Annotated in this window: 6 protein-coding genes; all 6 read right to left on the bottom strand. The window is 50.4% G+C overall.

Features of this window, described 5'->3' with window-relative positions:
- Positions 1 to 258 precede the first annotated feature (258 nt).
- Positions 259 to 783 (bottom strand): hypothetical protein, encoded by a 525-nt coding sequence (locus A8O25_RS05075; RefSeq protein WP_066831730.1) that lies wholly within the window; start codon positions 781 to 783, stop codon positions 259 to 261.
- A 51-nt stretch (positions 784 to 834) separates the two neighbouring features.
- Complete coding sequence (locus tag A8O25_RS05070) at positions 835 to 2,826, bottom strand: DNA polymerase III subunit gamma/tau (RefSeq protein ID WP_066831726.1); 1,992 nt, start codon at positions 2,824 to 2,826, stop codon at positions 835 to 837.
- A 297-nt stretch (positions 2,827 to 3,123) separates the two neighbouring features.
- Positions 3,124 to 3,528, bottom strand: coding sequence for a hypothetical protein (locus A8O25_RS05065; protein WP_066831724.1), 405 nt, complete (start codon positions 3,526 to 3,528; stop codon positions 3,124 to 3,126).
- Between the two features lie 170 nt (positions 3,529 to 3,698).
- On the bottom strand, positions 3,699 to 5,033 hold the full coding sequence (locus A8O25_RS05060) for a PorP/SprF family type IX secretion system membrane protein (protein WP_066831721.1): 1,335 nt from the start codon (positions 5,031 to 5,033) through the stop codon (positions 3,699 to 3,701).
- A gap of 55 nt (positions 5,034 to 5,088) precedes the next feature.
- A complete protein-coding gene (locus tag A8O25_RS05055; RefSeq protein ID WP_082893455.1) occupies positions 5,089 to 9,855 on the bottom strand; it encodes a cadherin domain-containing protein in 4,767 nt (1,588 codons plus the stop codon).
- A 99-nt stretch (positions 9,856 to 9,954) separates the two neighbouring features.
- On the bottom strand, positions 9,955 to 19,158 hold the full coding sequence (locus tag A8O25_RS05050) for a LamG-like jellyroll fold domain-containing protein (protein ID WP_161947699.1): 9,204 nt from the start codon (positions 19,156 to 19,158) through the stop codon (positions 9,955 to 9,957).
- Positions 19,159 to 19,954 lie beyond the last annotated feature (796 nt).

Below are 19,954 nucleotides of genomic sequence, written 5' to 3'. Positions count from 1 at the left end.
GCTCCCGGCGAGTCTGGAGACTCGCACCATCCCAGGTCACGAGTCAGAGACTCGCGCCAGTGATCGATCTCCTAAGCAATTTACCATACACCATCAGCCATTCTCCCAAGACCTCGTAGCGTCCGGAGGACCTGCGAGCGTCTGCGCCAATTACCGCTGCAACCGCCTCGCCCCTCATCCTAACCTTCTCCCAGGGGGAGAAGGGGCAACGCCTTTCCGTTTTCGGCCTGTTTTGGCCAAAACAGGTCCAAACGGAAATCAGCGGGCTGCGGTGGTTCTGTCTTCTGCGGGGACTCCTAATTTGGCAGCCAGCAGATGCAGCGTTTTCAAGGCGTCTTGCTGGTGGCCGGTACGCAATTCAAAATCCGCCTCGGGCGAAGTGGAGTACAGGCCAACGGTGTACCAGGTGACCAGCGGCGCAGGTTGATCATCGTGATGGTGGTCGTGCGCGTGGTCATGGTCATCGGCGGGAGCCAGGTTAGAGCTTAGTACCACCTTTTGGAATTGCGGCAGCGGCACCCAATTCCCACTTTTCACCCCGAACATGGTCAGGTATTCACGCACGCGGCGGTTCTTGAAATCTATCTGGAACCCGTGGTGCGTAGTCTGGAAAAGGAGCCCCAGCAAAAACAACAGCCCGCCCACCGAAACTAACTGAACCGCATCTGCCTCCAACCACAACGCCGTCCCGGCCACAATAATACCCGCCGGAAGCAGCAGGTAGCCCAGGTAACGGAGGGAGCCAAAATACGGGTCGGTTTTACGGTCGAAGAGGTCTTGCATGGGCGGGGTAAACCTGGGCGGCTATTGAAAGCTGGGCAGGTTGGTATGAAATTAAAAATCGGTGTCCAGCCCCAGGCGGGTTTTCAGGTCTTTCAGGGCGGGGTAGAGCTCAGACAGGTAATTGTACTTGTCTTGGGTGGTGTAAAGTTTGCGGCCGGTTTCCTGGTGCTGCACGTCAATGACCACCTGCAGGCGGTTGTGGCCCAGACCCTGGCGCAGATACGCCATAAAATCTGGTTTGAAACTGTTAAACTCGGCTACTTGTACGTCATTCTCCACGTGCAGATGCACCTCGGCTTTTTCGGCGTCAAAGTGCCACTCGCGGTTCAGGATAGTGTATTCCAGGGTGCGGTCGGTTTGCTTGACCTGGTTCACGTAGGCTTGCCAGAGTTGCTGCAGCCTTAGTTCGTTGATGGCGGGCAGCGAGCCGGGCACGTAGTCTTCGGCTTCTTCCTCTACGGGCGCGGCCACGGTTGTGGCTTTGGCGGCCATCTGTTCCTCAATGTTCTTGAGGCTGGGCAGCTTGGAGAGTTTGCGGTTGGCCAGCGGCGAGGCCACGGCTCTGGTCGGCGGAGCAGGGGCGGCGGGCGCTGCCACGGCAGGAGCCGGTTTCACGGCCACGGCCGAAGGCACCAGAGAAGGCGCTTCCTCGGGGTAGGTGTCAAAGATGGGGTCTTCGCCCGAATCCATGTCAGCAGGAGCCGTGTTATGGTGCGTTTCCGGGCTGTTTTTCTCAAATGAGGCCGAAACTGGCTGCGCCGATGAAGTATCAGTAGAAGCAGGCGTGGGCATTTTCGGCGTAGCCGAAGCAGCCGTGGTTGCCGGAGCAGACGGGGCAGTACCCACACCTGGAACCGAACCTGTAGGAGCGGCAGCTGTTACGCCGGATTGGCCATTAGTTTTTTTTTTGACGTCCCCGGTGAGAGAGACGTCTGAGGCCAGCTGCAGGGCGTGCGGCAGGTGCGCCAGCTTCATGAGCAGGAGCTCCACGTGCAGCCGCTGGTTCTTCGCCGACTTAAAGTTCTGGTCACAGGTACCCACCAAGTTCAACCCAGACAACAGGAAACTCAAACTTGCCTCCTGTGACTGCTTCGCGTACTGCGCCTTGATGTTTTCTGATACTTGCAGTAGCTGCACGGTCACGGTGTCTTTGCATACCAGCAGACTCCGGAAGTGTTCGCCAATGCCCAACACGAAGTTGTGGCTGTCAAACCCGTTTTTCAGGATTTCATCATACAGCAGCAACGCGCCGCTCAGGTTCTGGGTGAGCAGGAAATCGGTGAGCCTAAAGTAATAGTCATAATCCAGAATGTGCAGGTTCTGCACGGTGGCCTTGTAGGTGAGGTGGTTGCCCGAAAAGGTCACCATCTGGTCAAAGATAGACAAGGCATCGCGCAGGGCGCCGTCGGCTTTCTGGGCAATCAGGTGCAGGGCATCATCATCGGCTTTGATTTCCTCTTTAGAGGCAATGCGGCCCAGGTGCTGCACCATGTCTTCAATGCGTATGCGGTTGAAGTCGAAAATCTGGCAGCGCGAGAGAATGGTGGGGATAATCTTGTGCCGCTCCGTGGTGGCCAGAATGAAAATGGCGTACGACGGCGGCTCCTCCAGGGTCTTCAGGAACGCGTTGAATGCCGAGGTGGAGAGCATGTGCACCTCATCTATGATGTAGATTTTGTACTTGCCCGTCTGCGGCGCGTAGCGCACCTGCTCCACTAGGCTCCGGATATCATCTACCGAGTTGTTAGACGCCGCGTCCAGCTCATGCACGTTGAACGAGCTGTTGTTGTTGAAGCTCTTGCAGTTGTCGCACTCGTTGCAGGCCTCAACCTCCGGGGTAATGTTCTGGCAGTTGATGGTCTTGGCCAGAATACGCGCGCACGTGGTCTTGCCCACACCCCTCGGTCCGCAGAACAAAAAGGCCTGCGCCAGGTGGTTGCTGCTGATTGCGTTCTTGAGGGTAGTGGTAATATGGTGCTGCCCCACCACGCTGTCAAAGGTAGTAGGACGGTATTTACGGGCCGATACAACAAAATTCTCCATCGCTCTACAAAGTTACTCTATTCTGGTTTGTTTGCGCAACGGAAAAAGTAGGCGGTGTGCAGGTTCTTGGTTTAGTGCAATGGCGGGTGCGTTTCCGGCCTGTTTTGGCGAAAACAGGCCGGAAACGGTTGAGTGAGTTTTTACCTATCAGGATAAATATGTTGTGTCCACTCTTATGCCATTCTGGAAGAATCTTGTGGGCAAGCTGTAAGAACGCTTTCCCAGTGGTATAGCCGCTCGCCGCCAAGATCCTTTCAGGATGACAGGAGAAGAGAGAATTTAAGTTGACTCTCCTTACTACTTAAACGGCCACTTCACCAAACGCATCTGCCCCATAGCATCCTTCTCATACACGGCCAGGCAATTCTTCTGAAACTGCGCGTCAAAATTCTGCTCCCCCGGGAAAACTTTGTCCGGTGCCGACTCCCCTTTCAGGAAAAAGTACACTTTGGTGCTGCCGTATTTGGTGTGGGGCATGTAATCGCCGTATTGCTGCAATTGGGCACGCTGGGTGTCGGCCACGGTCACGGCGTAGATGCGCTGAATGGGGCCGGTGTTGTTCTCGTTGCGGTAGAGGGCCACTTCCTCAAAGCCACCTTGCAGGTCTTGCACGCCGGGTTGGGTGAAGGCGTCTTTGAGGAACCAGAGCACCAGCCCAATAAAAACTGCCCCCAATACATATTTCAACTTCTTCCCAGACATAGCCTTGCTTGAATAGTGAAGACAAAGCTATTCATTTCCGGGGGAAACTCATGGGCCAATTGCTTTTGCGTTTTCGCTGTTTTCTGGAAACAGGCCGAAAACGCAAAAGCTTTAAACAGAACAGCCGCCCTGTTGTCTGGGGCGGCTGTTCTGTTTAAAGGTTGGTGATGCTATTTTACTTCAAAAATCCAGCTGTCTTTAAAGCCTTTACTCCTTAGCTGGTTTCTTGCTTTGAGTGCCTCTCTGTAGTTTTTGTAGTTGTTGTAATACACCCTGAACTTTTTAGCCCCTCCGTGGTACAGCACTTTGGGGGTGAAACCGGCTTTTCTGTTTTGGTCCATGAAAGCAGCTACCCCGCTCATGGTGTCAAACGCGGCAATGGCTACATAGAAACCACCCATAACTGATGGAGTCTTAGGTGATGGCTTTACATTTTCATTTGCTAATGGTGGAGCTGGTTCTGGCGTTGGGTTGGGTTTGGACGTGATGAAGGTATCCGGTTGTGGCTGGAGGGCTTTTTGGGCAGCTTCTTCAGATTGGGCCAGCATTTTTTTGTAATCTTCAATCAGCTGCGCCGATTCTTTGATGATGGTCTCCAATTCCTGCTTTTCCTGTTCTTCCTGGTCCCGGCGCTTTTTGCGCTTCTCAAACACATCCCCAAAGGTATAGCCCAGATAAATTCTATGCCCCGCCTGGCTGGAAGATCCCTCGTTGGCAGATTTGCCGGCGTTGTAGCCGTAGCCCACCGTAAAGGCGCTGTAGTTTACGCTGGCCTTGGCCCTAATGGCATGTTCAGAGGTGTACCCCACTTCTACCGCTACCCGGTCTTTGAATGAAGTGTAAAGGTTGGCCTCAAACCATCCGCCCAGGGCGGCCAACTGCTCATAGTACACGTTGGGCCTAATCTGCCAGTTGTCCAGCAGGAAAGAATAGTCTGTGTAGGCGCTGAAGTGCTTCTTGGCGTAACGCCCGCCTTCCAGCGGAACCAGCTCCGGGGCGTTGACGGCCAATCTGAACAGTCCCCATTCATACAGAATGCCGGTAGAAAGCAATAAGCTGTTCTGCTGGAACATGTCGCCGTACAGGATAGGGTCGGCTACGTCTGCGTGGGTCACGGCGGCCCGGTCCAGGCTGTACCGGAAATAACTGAATCGGCCCCCGGCCGAAAGGGTCTGGTTCTGGGCCAACTGCACGCGGTACGCGTACCCGGCGCCAATGTTGCTGCTCCGCAGAATGCCCGAGCGGGTGCTTTGCATGGTTACGCCCACGCCGTGGTTGCGGCCCACGTTGGTGTGCAACTGCAGCAGGCCGCCCTCATTGCTGTTCACGCTGCCCACGCGGTCTTGTTGGTAGTAGAGATTTCCTTTTAGCCCGCCTTCCTGCGTGAGTGCGGCCGCACTTACGTAAGAAAGGTCCCAGCTCTTAAAAAAGTAATCCTGTACAGACTGTGCTTGTGCCGCACCCGCCATTGCCAGAAAAACCAGTGACCATATATACCTCTTCATATTTGTATTGTATTAGGAGCGCCAGGCGCTTGTCTGTCTTTTTGTGTGGAAATTATCAATGCAAAATGTTCAGCGTGCCTTTGTACACTTTGCGTTTGTTCTCAGACTGAACCGTGTAGATGTAGGTACCGGTAGGGAGTTTCTTGCCCTGGAAAGTGCCGTCCCAGAAGTTTTCACGGTAGCCTTTGCTGAAGAACACTTCCTGCCCGCGGGTGTCAAATACCCGGAAGATGTAGTTGGGGTACAGGTACCCGCGCTTAATCTCCCAGAAGTCATTGTACCCGTCATTGTTGGGTGTGAGCACGTTGGCAATTTCCATGTCAAACTCACCTTCATCTATCACGTTCACCGTGAACTCCTGCACGTGGGTATTCACCTGATCAGTAATGCCCACTTGTAACACGTAGCGGTTCTGGTCTGTCAAGGCCAGGGCTTGGGTGATGGTGAACTTACCGTCTGGGGTAAGGGCAAACGGGGTATTGGTGGTGATGAGGGAATAGGTGATAGTGCTCCCGTCATTGTCTGGGTCAGTGGCCTGCAGCTGGGCAAACTGGGTGCCCGGTGCGGCAGTGTTCATCACGTCTGCGGTGGTAAAGCTGAGTTCAGGCTTTTCATCATTCTCATTGATTACCTGTATCGGGAACGTGTAGGTCACTTTGTTCAGGCCGTCACTTAGCTCAATTTTGAGGTCGTACTTCTTTATCTTCTCATAATCAAGGGCGGCGGCCACCGTTACAATACCGTCTGCGTCTACGGCAAACGGAGTAGTAGCCGGGTTCAAGACGCGGTAGGTAAAGGTAGTGGCATCGTCCTGGTCGGTGGGCTCTAAGCGGTGCAGGAGGGTACCTATAGGCGAGGTTTCCTGCACGGTCAGCGCTTTCTCGGCCACGAAAGGCTTGTTGTCATTCAGGTTCTCTATTTGAATGCTGATGGTGGCAAAGCTTTCATTGATGCCATCAGACACCAGAATTTCCAGTTCATAGCTGCGCTTGTCAAATTCATAGTCTATGGGTTGGAGAATCCGGAGTTCGCCCTTCTGCTGGTGAATGGTGAATTTGCCTTCCAGGTTGCCGTCATAGATGCGGTAGCTGTAACTAGTGCTGCCGTCTGGATCGGTTACTTCCATGGTGTGCACCAAGGTGCCCGTTGGCTGGTTCTCTGGGATAGTGATGGATTTGCTGAGCGGAAGCGGCTTTTCATCATTCTCATTGAGCACCTGTACCTGATAGGTAGCCGTAGTCTGCTGCACGCCGTCACTTACCGCTACCGTAAGGGTATAGGCTGTCACTTTTTCATAGTCCAGCAGGCTTTGCAGTTTCAGTTCGCCGGTCTGTGCTTCCAGGGCAAAGCGGTTGTCTGCGTTGCCGCCCGTGATGGTGTAAGTAAACGCCGTGGCTCCATCTGGGTCAGTAGCTTCTACTTTGTGCACCAAGTGCCCGATGGGGGAATTCTCTGAAACCGTGAGGTTCCGGCTAATGGCCACCGGTTTTTCATCGTTCTCATTCCGTACTTCCACCGGGAAGGTGAATTGGCCTTCATTGACCCCGTCACTAATGCCTATGCGCAGCGAGTACGTTTTTACTTTCTCATAGTCTAATGGGGTCGCAACGGTAATGCTACCGGTGGCATCTACTGCAAACGGGGTAACCTGGGTATTGAGAATGCGGTAGGTGAAGGTGCTAGCCCCATCGACATCTTCTGGATGCAGTTGATGGATAGAAGTGGCCAACGCGGCTGTTTCACTCACAGAGATGGTTTCTACCGCCACCGTAGGCGCTACATCATTTATGTTCTGAATTTTGAAGGTGATGATGGCTTCATTGGTGTTTACCCCGTCAGAAACCTGTACTTCTAGGTTAAACTGTTTCTTGTCGGTTTCAAAGTCAATCAGTCGGGCAATTCTCAGTTCGCCCCTTTGCTCATTGATGGTGAACTTGGCGTCATCATTCCCCGCCAAAATTTTGAAGGTAAACGCGCTAGTTCCGTCTGGGTCAGTAACGGCTAAAGTATGTACCAGGGTGCCGGTTGGCTGGTTTTCTGGGATGTCTACGGACGCACTCACCGGTACCGGTTTCTCGTCGTTTTCATTCAGCACCTGTATGGCTACGTTGGCCAAGGTTTCCCGCAGGCCATCATTCACGGCTACTTGTAATTGGTAGGCCGTTACTTTCTCGTAGTCTACCAGGTTCTGGAGGGTGATTCTGCCAGTATTCGCTTCTAAGCTGAATTTGTTGTCGGCGTTGCCGCTTGTGATTCGGTAAGAGAAAGTGGTAGGGCCATCTGGGTCAGTAGCTTCTACCGTGGTTACCAGGGCGCCTATTGCCGCTTTTTCTGACAACGTTACAGACTTACCGGCCACCACGGGGGCTTCATCATTTTCATTGACTACTTCCACCGGAAACGTGAAGGTGCCCTCATTGACCCCATCACTAATGCCAATCTGCAAGGAGTAAGTTTTCACTTTTTCATAATCTAACACCCCCGTCACCGAAATGGCCCCGGCCGCATTCACTGCGAACGGAACGGGCAAGGTGTTTATCACCCGGTAGGTGAACGTGCTGGCACCGTCTGCGTCTGAAGGCGTGAGGGTATGGAAAACGGTTCCCGTAGCGGCGGTTTCAGAGATACGCAGGGTTTCAATGGCAACGGTAGGAGCTACATCATTCAGATTTAGGAGGTTGAAGGTGATGGTTGCCTGGTTCTCATTGATGCCGTCTGATACGGTGATATCCAGTTCATAAACCCGGTTGTCTGTCTCGTAGTCAATAAGCCGCAGTATTCTTATTTCGCCTTTCTGCTCGTGCAGGGAAAACTTCCCTTCGCCGTTCCCGGCGAGAATTCTGAAACTGAACGTGCTAAGGCCATCTGGGTCTGTGACGGCCAAGGTATGCACCAAGGTGCCGTTTGGCTGGTTCTCGGGGATAGTTACCGTGGTGCTGACTGGCAGCGGCTTCTCATCGTTTTCATTGATAATCTGTACCGGAAAATTAGCAGAGGTTTCCTGTACACCGTCGCTTACGGCTATCTTTAATGCGTAGGAAGTGACTTTTTCATAGTCTACCACGTTCTGCAGGGTAAGCTTACCGGTAGTGGCGTCTATAGCGAATTTGCCATCTGCGTTGCCTTCTGTAATCCGGAACGCAAACGTGGTGGGGCCGTCTGGGTCAGTAGCTTCTACGGTGGTGACCAACGTGCCAACAGCGGCTTTTTCAGAAAGGGTTAACGCTTTGCCAATAACTACCGGTGCCTCGTCATTGCGGTTCACTACCTGTACCGGAAACTGGAAGCTGCCTTCATTCACTCCGTCACTAATGCCTACTTTGAGGGTGTAGCTCTGGTTCTTTTCAAAGTCAATGGCGCCGGCTACCGTAATGGCACCGTTGGGTTCTACCTGCAACGGGGTTTGGCTGTCTAATAACCGGTAGGTAAACGTAGAAGGGCCGTCTGGGTCAGTTGGGCTTAACGTATGGATGATGGTGCCCACGGCGGCATTTTCCTGTACGCTCAAGGTTTCTACGGTCACCGTGGGTGCGTTGTCATTTACGTTCAAAATCTGGAAGGTGAGGCTGGCGTGGTTCTCATTGATGCCGTCAGAAACCAGAATATCCAGCTCGTAGATTCTTTTCTCCAGCTCAAAGTCCATCAGCTTGGCAACCCGTATCTCGCCTTTTTGGGCATGGATTGAGAATTTACCGTCTATGTTGCCGTCATAAATGCTGTAGGTGAAATTAGAAGGACCGTCTGGGTCTGTTACCTGCATGGTGTGCACCAAGGTGCTGGTAGGTTGGTTCTCGGGGATTGGGACAGTTGCGCTGACGGGTAAAGGCTTTTCATCGTTTTCATTGAGGGCCGTTACCTGCAGGACCGTTTCAATGGAATTATTGTTCTCGTCTATGGCCTTTACCCGCAAGGAGTGGGTAATCTGCGTCTCATAGTCCATTTTCTTCCGAAGGACTAATTGGTCATTGGTGATCTCAAAAAAGGAATTGTCTTTGTCTCCGGTACCGTTGACCAGGTGGTAGGTAAACGTGCCTTCGCCGTCTGGGTCAATGGCCCGCAACGTGCCTACCGTAGTGCCAGGAGCAGATGATTCGCTCAGCTGGGTCCGGCTTAATACTACTCCTTCTAGCGGCGCCGATGCAAATTTTACGGTAACGGTGTAGTTTTTCTCAGAGGTAGCGTCTGCGGCTATGACCCGGTAATACACAGGGTTCGTGAAATTATGGCTTGAAAAACCGCTGCTCTGCACCAAGTTGTTGACCAAAACTTTGGCTAACGCCGATGTGGTGTAGACCGGGGCAATGTTTCTCACGTCATAGCCGTAAGGCATGGTGACCGTAATGTTGGAACCGTTGATGACTGAAGTTTCCTGGCCGGGCAAAGTAAACGTGAGAAAGTTAGCCTCACTGCTCAGCCTGGGGTGGGAGTAAACCACCGGGGCGGTGGTGGTGCCCCTGACTGCCTGAATCTCAAACGCCTCTTTCTGTTCCAGGTCTACCGTTTTGTTTTCACTGGCATCATAGATCTTGAAGCTTACTTCCCCGCTGCCGTCATGGTGGTAGATGTTCATATACACCAAGTACCGGTTCGCTGATGCAATGTACACCGGACGGCCCACCCCGCGTAACTCTCCGTTGATGAAGGCTCCCAAGAGGTCATTGGTGTCTGTTGATTCTATTCCGTTCAGGTTTAAAGCGCCTACCGTTACCATTTGGTACTGGTAATTCTGCGCGCTTACCTGCCAGTTGGGTGCCTGGGCGCTGGCTTCAAAAGTCCAGAGCCAAAGCACGAATGCTATGATTCCGCTAATTCTATTCCGCATGATGTTATAAAGGGTATGAAACCTGTCCCACAGTAGACAATAGGCTACTGGGGGACAGGTGGTTGGTATATCAATTGAGCTTGTTGGAGGCAGGTTGCGTTACCACTTCACTACTTTAATGATCTCTTGTTTAGACCCGTGGGTAACGCGAAGCAGATACATGCCGGCTGCTACAGGTTGGGTTTGCTGTTCCCAGACAAATGTGCCGGTCTCTGCAGATTGGCTGCCTTTCCAGAGGGTGGCTACTTTGTGGCCGGCCAAGTCATAGAGTTCCAGAGTAGTTTCCTGGTCAGGCGTGTTAGCCCAAACAATGGTTACTTTTTCTGAGAATGGGTTAGGGAACACCTGGGCGAAAGACGTAAGACGTACTTGGGTTTTGAGCTCTCCGGAAGTGCTGAACTTAAACGGAGCGGCTAAGGAACCTTGTGTCTGGTCAGGCCTGAACGTTACTTTCTCCTGTAACCCTATCAGCTGTTTGCCTTGGGCATCATAGTAAGCAAAAGAAAGCTCTTGCTGCGGCTGGTCTCCAAATAAGGTAATAAAGAAAACCACCTTGTCACCCAACTCCTGGCCTATGCCCCAGCCTACCTGCTGCCCATTGGCGTTGGTGGCCATGATCACAGAACCGGGTAGTATTTGGTCTGAGTCAATTTGTGCCAGCAGAGACATATTGTGCCGGAACTGGGTAGGCTGCACCAGGATACTGAAGAACTGATTGGTAGCTGCAAACGCTTTTTCCTGCTCGGTCTGGCCCGTTCTGCCGCCAGAGTTGACAGAGGCTTTCGGGTAAGTGAAGGTGATGTTTTGGGTTTTAGAAGATTTTACCCGGTAGCCTTCCCCGCTCTTCAGGTAAGACAAACTGCCTACCCACCCCATGTAGGTGTCATAAATGGCAAAACCGGTTTGCCCTTTAATAATATCGCCAGGGTTTAGAATAGCACTGGCCAAGGCATCTTTCACCGGCATACTGGCCTGTGGCGTATAGCCTACCCAGTTCCAGCCTTCTTTTAGGGTGATAGGTTCATTGGCCGTGTTCAGCAATCCGCCTTTCATGGTAAGTTGGGCGGCGGCATCGGCTCGCAGTAAGTAACTGGTTGCGTTGCTGAGGGTTTTACCCGGCGGAGACCACATGCCTGCCGAGTACTCTGCAAACCAATTTTCGGCCATTAAAACGCTGTTCCGGTTCAGGAGGGCAGGGTCAAAGGCGGTTTCAATGGGCTTTTGGTTAACGTTCACGTTGAAGGAAATCCAGTTCCAGCCTTTCTTGAGGGCGATGTCTTGGTACACTTCATTGGAAGCCGTCAAGATTTGGGGCTGTGCCGGGGTCCCGTACACTTCGCCATCCCGGAACGTGAGTTGGGCAGGGGTGACGTCTGTGTGTACTACGCCCAGGCTGGCGTTCCAGATATTGAATTTCACCTTCTCGGTTTCGTTCACGTTGCCATACACATCCATGAAGAACATGTAGCGGTCATAGCCCGCCACGTACCGGAGTTGCGCCACGCCCCGTACTTCGCCGTTTGCCAAGGCTACAACTTTGTCATCTGCGTTGGTAGAGAAGCGGTCGTTTATTTTCACCATCCCTGTCACGCTCATAGACTTGTCAAAGTTAGACGGGTTGACCACCCACTTCGGCGGAACGGCGAATACTTTCAGATCCAGGGCCAGTTTTTCATCATACCCAAAACCCGTGCGCAAGTACAGGTCTTTGCTGTAGTTGCCAATGTTCAGGCTTTCTTCTACCGTGATCTTGATGGTTTTGCGGCTGTTGGGTTCAATAATGCCAGAGGCAGGCACGGCCGTAAGCCAGCCAGGCAGTCCTTCAATGCTGAAGTTCTGCTGAGAGCCGCCCTGGTTGACAATGTCTACCTCAAAGGTGAGCCCTTTGTAGAGTTCTTTCTCAAACTGGCGGCGCGAATCTGCCCACTTCACCTGGTTCTTGTCTATAAACACCGACCACGTTTTAGACCCCTGCATGGCATTGCTGTTCTTGTCCATGATTCCGTTCACGGTAATGTCCAGAATGGTCTTCTCTACCAACGGTGCAGGTTCATTGAGCGTGATCAGAATCTTGTCCTGGTTAATCACGTAGGTGAAATCAACTTTCTGCTGCGGCTGTGGCCGGTCAATCAACGGTGATTCTGAGGTGAAAGAAGCGCTGGTAAAAGTAGCAGACACGTCTTTGGTTTTACCACTTTGTTCCTTGGCAGAAGTCGTAGACAACATGACCCCGCTGTTATTCTGGTAAGCCTCAAACGGAAGGTAAATTTGCAAATCAGGCAGATTGTCTGGCTGCTTTTTATGGATAGACCTGTTGAGCTGCTCTGCGCTTCTGGCGGAATTCCATAGCCTTATCTCGTCCAGGTTGCCTTTAAAGTGGCGGGTGAGTGTAGTCTGTGGCGTGCCGTTGGCGTCTGAGAAGGCATCATAGCGCACCCCAAAGTACAGTTTGTCAGCAGTTAATCTGGTGAGAGCATCTGCTCTTCTGGAGTTTTTGAGTTCACCGTCTAAGTAGAAAGACAAGTTGCCTCTGCGGTCTGCCACCATGGCAATATGGTGCCATTTGTCATCCAACACATCATTGTCAATTCCTTTGAATAACAGTTCATGGTTTCTCAGGAATAGGCTGCCTTTGTTGTCAAGGTCTAAAGACCATTTCATATCCGTGTTAGGGAGGGCAGCAGAAAACAAAGAAGTCTCACGGGCGCTAGCCCCGGCTTTCAACCAGAATTCCAGGGTAAAGTCTGCGTTTTTGGTAATAGGAGTATGGCCGCTGGGTACGGTTAGATAGCCGTTGCCAGTAAGCTGAACGGCATGGGAGGCAGGCTCGGCTACCCATTGTGCGGTAGAGATACCGTGCAGCGCCCGGGCCAGGTCTCTCACCCCGGTTCCTTTCAGGTCATCCATGGGCCAGCAGCCGGTAAGGCCCCGTTCGGTCCCGTTTAGGTTCTTTGACTGTAGGGCATATACTTCGTCACGGCTCTTATAGATGTCCCAGGTACGCAGGGCATACAGGTCACCTGCATAGAGTTTGGCGCCAGCGGCTGTTTTCCCGATTAACATAGAACCCGATCCTTCAAATTTGCTGGCTTGGTTTTGTTCTGCCAGGCTCTCATCATTGCCATAGAGGTTCAAGCGGCTACTGGCCAAGTCAAAACTGATGGCGTAATGGTGCCAGGTGTTGGCGGCAAGGGCTCTGTTAGCGGTTACCCTTGGCAGGCCGTTCCATTCTGTGTACAGTCTGCCGGCGGCGTCAAACCCGATGTGTAGCATTTGGTCTCCTTCGCCCTGCGCAATCACTACCCGATCTCCGGTGGCCGGGGCATTTCTGGCCCAGAACTCTACCGTGAAAGACCGGTCATCTAAGCGCACACCATCTGGAATACGCACCGAGGCTTGCTGCCCGTCAAATTTCAGGAAGCTGCCATGTGCCCGGTTAGAACCATTCAATACGCCCGTTACGTTGATGTTGGCTTTGGTGATCAGACCGGCCTCAAGGGGCTCAGCAAACTGGATCATGATCTCGTCATTGGGAGAAAGAATACCGTCTGCGGGCTGCGGTGTGCCGAAAACCAAAGGCGGGGTAGCATCTTTCAAGCCCAACTTCACCTCAGAGTATGCCACCGAACCATCGGCGCAGGTAGACTTGGCTCTGAGTTCATAGTTCCGGTCTGGTAAGTCTGCTATGTTCCAGGAGTACGTAAGGGTGGTTTTACCGTCTATCAAAGCAGCGGGCTCCCCTTTATCAAGGGCCGCGTTATAATCATCTATGTGGTTGTAATAAGACTGTATAGTGGCCCACGTGTTAGAGGCGGAAGATTTGTATTGTAACTCTACGCTTACAAACGTACCCATGTTAATGTCATACCCGCTTACCTGAATAGGCACCACCCCCTTAGAGTCTACATTTGCCAACCAATTGTTTAAAGGAGATAGCATGGTTACCGGTGTACAGGCGGGCTCAAAATAAGCCGAAACCCTGACGGTGTCCGCGATTTCCTCTGGCTGACACAAAGAGGCCAGGATAATACCCAGGTCTTTGTATTCATACACGGCGCCAGGCCCTTTTCTCACGGTGAGTATTTTCTCAACAGTTTTACCGTAAGGCACATTGAATGCTCTGTTAGGGGACGAACCATCAATTTGTAAGATAGCCCCATCTTTATTGGAGGCTTCATCTAGCTGAATGCCATACCACATGTCTTCTTCAGACTCGCTGTTGTTCTGCAATTTCAGGCGGAAAACAGCCGCGTTGGTTTCCGGTACGCCAGATACGCTGGCATTCTCTACCAAGAGCTGCGGTTTCTCGCGCTGCATGGTAGCGGCGTTTAAGGTTTTGCCTGGCTGGTAATACTTAGTCACTTCTTCTCCTTCATAAGGGCAAGAAGTAACACCACCGCGGGTATAGAACATGGGGGAGTAGAAGCCATTTTTATGGTCTTTCTGTCCTTTTTCCAGGTCATAATAATCTTCCCAGTTTACTTGGCCTTCCGTATTCGTAGTAAAGGTTATTTTGGAAGGATCTATGACATCTACACTGTAGTAATCGCCTTTGTCGCCGTCAGACAAGACATACCCAAACTTCAGGTTCCTGCCCTCAAAATCTCCGGTAGTACTTGTGGATGAATGGTTATATTCTGCCTTTACCCGCATCTCTATCCCAAATTTGTTGAACTGGTACCCAGTTACCAGTTCTAAAGAGGCATCAGCGGTTACTTCAAACGTATTAGCAATTCCCCATTCTGAACTCAGGCTTTTTTCCCATGTGTAATTGGTACCTCCGTCATAAGAGACGTTATCTGCCTTTGAACCAATGGTCTTGGCATCAAGCTTGTTTTTCTCATTGTCCCGCAAGGTTTTCTCCCAAAGCTTGATCTGCTGATTAATTAAATAGACAGAGTCCGGGTCGGTGCTTTTTTTGGGGTTAAAGGTGTAGCTTGGGCCTGTATATTGGCCCCGGGAAGCTACACCCTCAGATGATTTTGCAAGAAAGGAAGAAGGGAATGCTTGTTCATCGTAATTATCAGCACCGTAGTTCTCTGATTCCTTGGGTTGTTTAGAGACATATACCCCATCGCCACGGGTGAACAGGTTGTTCCTGAATTTCTTCAATTCTGGGATAAGCGTGTTCTCTATGTGGTGCTGCGTGTACATGAACCGCGTACTGAAATTGTCCTGGGCGGCGGCAATTCCTTGTCTTCTCACCAAGGCGTATTCTTTGCCTTGATAGGTAAAGGTGTTTTGGGAACGAGGCAGTTGGGCAAAAGCACCCTCTAACGGTAAAAGTTCCAGGTTCTCTGTCTTGCCTATAATGAAGTTCATGGCCTTGCCCACAAACAAGTCTGCCATGCTGCCCACCATGTCTGGGCTGGAACTGGTTTCCCAGCCTTCGCCTATCTCAATGGTTTCAACGAACTCCCCTTCCTTGTTATGGGATTCACTTATGATTTCCTCATTAGATACCTGGGCTTTGGCTTCACTCTCTGTAACCAAAAATACTCCCAAACCTGTGCCTAAAGTTGCTTTCGTTCCTAAATGGAGGGTAGGGTTTATTTCCTGAGTACTGCCATTTGTTCTGCTAACAGACATTTTCTTAGTGGTAGAAGAGCCTTTGCTTAAGAAGGCGTAACTGCCGGTTCCAGGTGGGTCACGCAATACAAACTCTACTACATCTGGGCCTTTGGTTAGGAAACCGGCACCAGAGGTAATTTCACCTAAAATATAGGCAGATACTGCAGGGAAGGTGATAGGGGCTTGGTCACTAATCTTAATGGTGGCAGATAAATTATGAGTGAATGAACCCGTTAAGTTAGGGGCACCCGCCCTGAAGGTATAATTTAGAATGCCTTGTTGGTTGTTCAAAACCAGGTCTTCCCGGGCTGGCCCGGCCTTCCAGTTATTATTCAAGCTGATGGTAGCATTGGTAATGGCTACTTTAGAAATGCTTTTGTCATCGGCGTTTTCATACTCTTCAAAGAAACTGAGCGGGAAAGCGTACTGCGTGTTCATTCTGAGGATAGGCGCGCCAAAAGGCTTGGAAGAAAGGTCAATCTCAGGGCCAGTCTCACTCAGTTTCATAGACGTCTCTCCAATTAAATCCCCATTGTTGATAGCCCATTGGGCAGGCGTATGCAGCGTGATTTTTTTGGCGAAATGGTACTTGGCAGAGTCTACTTTTACCCCTTTGTCATTGAGGCGGTAATCCCAGGTGAAACTCTGTACCGGTAAGCTTAAATCCAGGACGGCCTGTTCTGGGAACGTGTATCTGGAACCGTCAGTTTTGGCTTTAACAGTTTCTACTTTCTTAATGATAAAACGTTCTGGAATCACCCAGCCTTCAAATTCGCCGGTAGCCAGATTGGTGGTGAATTCTAACACCCTGTGATTAGCGGTTTTTGTTGAGTCATAATAGCCGCCTTTCTCTGGCTCAAGCGTGATCAAAGCTTGCCCTATGTTGTTAACCGATAAACCCATGCCCAACGGTTTGGCTTCTTCTACCTGTCCGCCGGCCACTCTGCCTTTCAGCAAGACTTTGGTGGTATCTATGATTTCTAATTGGCCTCTCAGGTGTTCCTGGAAATCATGGGTTACATTTTTAGCGGGCCAGTACCCGTTCTCAAAAATGTGGCCGTTTTTAACGAAAGAGAGCGTGTGCTTGCCAATAGGTACCTGGGCTTCAAATTCTCCCAAGGCATTGGTCATGACCGGGGTATTCTCAGAACTGATAATGGCTTTGCCGTCTACCAGAACCTGCACACCCTGTACCGGGAAAGAATTGTCTTTATAGTAAACGGTGCCTTTGGCGATGAAGGAAGACACATCTTTAAAGTCTTTGCCATTGTGGCTCAGGGAACCCTCTCCAATAAAGATTTGCATGGAGGTTGGGTCAAACTTATGCACGCCCAGCATTGGGGTAATCTCAAAGGCTTCGCCTGAACCCCTGAACTGGATCCCGGTCATTTTGTAATCACCTTTGGCATCTGTGTAGGCTACGTTGGCCAGTTGGTTCTCAGAAGGGATAATGGTAGACCACTCGTAACTGCCCTTTATTTGGGCGTGGTTTTCATTGTATTTTTTGTCTACCCTTGAACCGTCAAAAGCATAGTTCCCAAATCCTTCATCGGCTTTCCAGTAAGCCATCAAGCCCGTCTCGTTGCCTACCAGGAATCTGTTGTGGTTGCGCTTGAACTGGGCTCCGGTATGCGGGATAGACCAAAGCCTGATCTCATCTATCACGCCTTTAAACCCTTGGTCTTTGGTGCGGCTGTTCCCCACAAAAAGCGGAAGGTTGTTATTGGAGTGCCGTATAAGCCCATTCACTAATTTCTGTTCAGCAAATACAGAGTCATTGATAGCCCATACCACATCTAGGGTGGTGGCGTCAATACTCACTGACACATGGCTGAACTCATTTGATTTGAACAGGGTGCCCGGCGTGATCTTCCGTTCCTCGGTGCCAGAGGTTAACACAAACTCCCTGTTGACATACGCCAGTTTAATGCCTTTCCCGTCTGCCAGATGGTCCCAAAGCACAAAATTCGCATTGGCGTCATCTGGGCGCAGCCAAGCCTCAAAACTCCAGCCTTTCTGGCTGGGGACAAAAACAGCCGAGGCCGCAATGTCAATACTGGAGGTAGTGTTTGTAAACCGGATGGACTTGCCTGATTGGCCATCACTGCTCCGCACCCTTACCTGCACGTTTTCTACGCCTTGGCCCCCTTCAAAGGAAACCTTACCGTTGATGGTGCCAAATGGTGCTCTAAACCCTAAGGCATACGCCGGTGCCGTATTGATGATTTGCCCGTCACAGGGCGCGTTGCCCACTATTTTATATTCATAAATAGTGTTTGATTCAGTGAACTCATCGGTCCAGATAGTGGCGCTGCCTCCTTCAATTACTTTTACCAACTCAAAGGCGGTGCCGTTGTCAGCAATGCGGCGGTAAATGTCATAGCTCTGGATCGTACTTTTGTAGAGAGCGTCCCACTGCAACTGAATGTAATTGGTGTAAAAACCCTTAGAGGCTTTGAACTTGTAATCATGGTTGTAGAAGGCGTGGCTCTGGTCTTGCCTGTCTGTCGTGCTCAGGGCGAAGGCATTTTCTATGGTTTCTGAAATGGTGATAGAAACCAGGTTGCTGACGGTCTTTTGCTGGTACCTGTTAAGCGCATATACCTTCACTTTGTACGTATGGCAAGAACGAAGTCCCTCTAGCGTGTAGCTGCTAATGTTAGCGGCCAAAGTAACCCGTTTCTCTACCCCTTCCAGATTGCCTTGAAAGGTAGTATATACCAATTCAAAACCAGAAACATTAGAGCAGTTGTAGTTTGGCCAGGAAACGGTGTACTTGTCTGCACTCACCTTTACCGGCGTAGCAAGCACTGGTGCGGCGGGGGTAAGCACTGTGGTAAGGTTTATGGCCGCAGAAGTTAAAGCGGTGATTTCCGTTCTGTCTGAGCGTATAACTAATATCTTATAATAGTAACTCTTGTTATGCTCAAGGTCTGTGTTGTCTTTGTAGGTTTCCTGGTTGATGTCCCGCACTGAGAATTCGGTGGCATCATCTAAGAAGTTGGCACTACTACTACGTTTAATAATGTAACTATAGGTGGCGTCTAAGTTGGGCTTGGTCCAGGTTAAGGTAACCCCAGCCTCACAGGGGTTTTGGGTTCTGTTCAACACCATTCTGGGGTTTTTCCAGACTTGCTTTTCCGGACCGTCTATAGTATTTGATCTAGAGCCTACCGTATAGTGTACCCTAACCCGTATCTTGTAGTTGTATTTGGTTCTATCAGCGGCAGTATTGTCTACATAGCTGGTGGTGCCATGGTTCACAGTTGCCAGGTATGCTCCGTTACGAATGATCTCATATTTAATCTGCCCAGAACCGTACCCGTTGTCTGAAATATTGTTCCAGTTGAGGCTTAAAGTGGTTTGTTCACCGTTGGAGCTAGAGGCGGCAATGGTGGGCGTGGCCAGGCCATCAATGGTAAAGTCATTATATTTGTCGCCAGATACATCATCTTTATCACCCCAGTAATAATGGGATCTTATTTTTACTGTTTTACCTAACCATGAATCTGGCACGTTGATGTAATAATGTTGAAAAGAATAATCATCATTTCCGCTAGTGCCATTGTTGACAATCCAGCCATTATTAGAGGCGCCCATCCGCCGATTATCTTTTTGGGCATCGCGTAAAATGTTGGAATAGGTGGCGCCTCCATCCAGGCTGTAATCAATATCCAGGTCACTTAACCAGTTGTCATCACAGACCAGACAATCATATTCTTGTACTGCCACTTTTAGGTAAATTCTGCCCTCGGCTTTATTGTGATAGATCTCATAAAACCAATTGTACGCAAGCGCTGGCACGCTACCTAACAACAGGAAAGCGAACAGAAATAAGCAAAGGAAACGGGGGTAGAGCTGTTTCATAAAGGGTAGGGGTTGGTGGTGTTGAAGAATAAGGGTGGTCATGCAATGCCGGCCAACACTCGAAAGTCAAAACCACGAGGTTGGGCCAACGGTAATAGATGTATATTAGAAAACTGAAAAGGTAGTTCCTCGCGGAGTTACCGGTCCAGATGGTAAAGTTTTAGGGCGCGCAGACAGTACACAGTTCTGTGCGCCAAGGGTAATCTGCCGAGGTGGGGGAGTGACGGCGAAAGAAAGTTAAAGTTGCTTATTTCTGAATAAGAGAAGGCTTAATAATTTTATAATCAATAACTTATGATAGTGGTAGTGCAGTAAGTTAAACCGTATTTATACGTATAATTACAGCAAATAAAAAGAAAATATCCTTCCGCTGAAAGCGATTAAGGGAGTTTTTGACATGTTTCTATAAATAAAATTTACTGCCCAACTAATTGAGAATTATATAGAAAAGGATATTTCTTAGCTGTATAGTAAGTCTGTTTGCCAACTGGTGAACAGAAGATTAGGCAGATGCAGGAAAAAAGAAAGTTGTGCCAGAGCACGCTTGCCCCTGACAAACACACAGAAATTGCAATTGAGAAAAACAATTGTCAGAAAATAAGTTCGTTTTAAACACATAGATCCCAGCGCAACTAGAGTCTGTAAGCCAGATTCCTGTTTT

Origin of the sequence: Rufibacter ruber (genome assembly GCF_001647275.1) — a bacterium.
In the GTDB taxonomy this organism is placed as follows: Bacteria; Bacteroidota; Bacteroidia; order Cytophagales; family Hymenobacteraceae; genus Nibribacter; species Nibribacter ruber_C.
The sequence above is the reverse complement of the archived record's forward strand: the minus strand, read 5'-3'. Positions and strand labels throughout refer to the sequence as shown.

Coding starts and splice junctions, on each gene's coding strand:
- A8O25_RS05055 (WP_082893455.1), bottom strand. CDS start 9,855: ATGCGGAATAGAATTAGCGGAATCATAGCATTCGTGCTTTGGCTCTGG.
- A8O25_RS05070 (WP_066831726.1), bottom strand. CDS start 2,826: ATGGAGAATTTTGTTGTATCGGCCCGTAAATACCGTCCTACTACCTTT.
- A8O25_RS05060 (WP_066831721.1), bottom strand. CDS start 5,033: ATGAAGAGGTATATATGGTCACTGGTTTTTCTGGCAATGGCGGGTGCG.
- A8O25_RS05075 (WP_066831730.1), bottom strand. CDS start 783: ATGCAAGACCTCTTCGACCGTAAAACCGACCCGTATTTTGGCTCCCTC.
- A8O25_RS05065 (WP_066831724.1), bottom strand. CDS start 3,528: ATGTCTGGGAAGAAGTTGAAATATGTATTGGGGGCAGTTTTTATTGGG.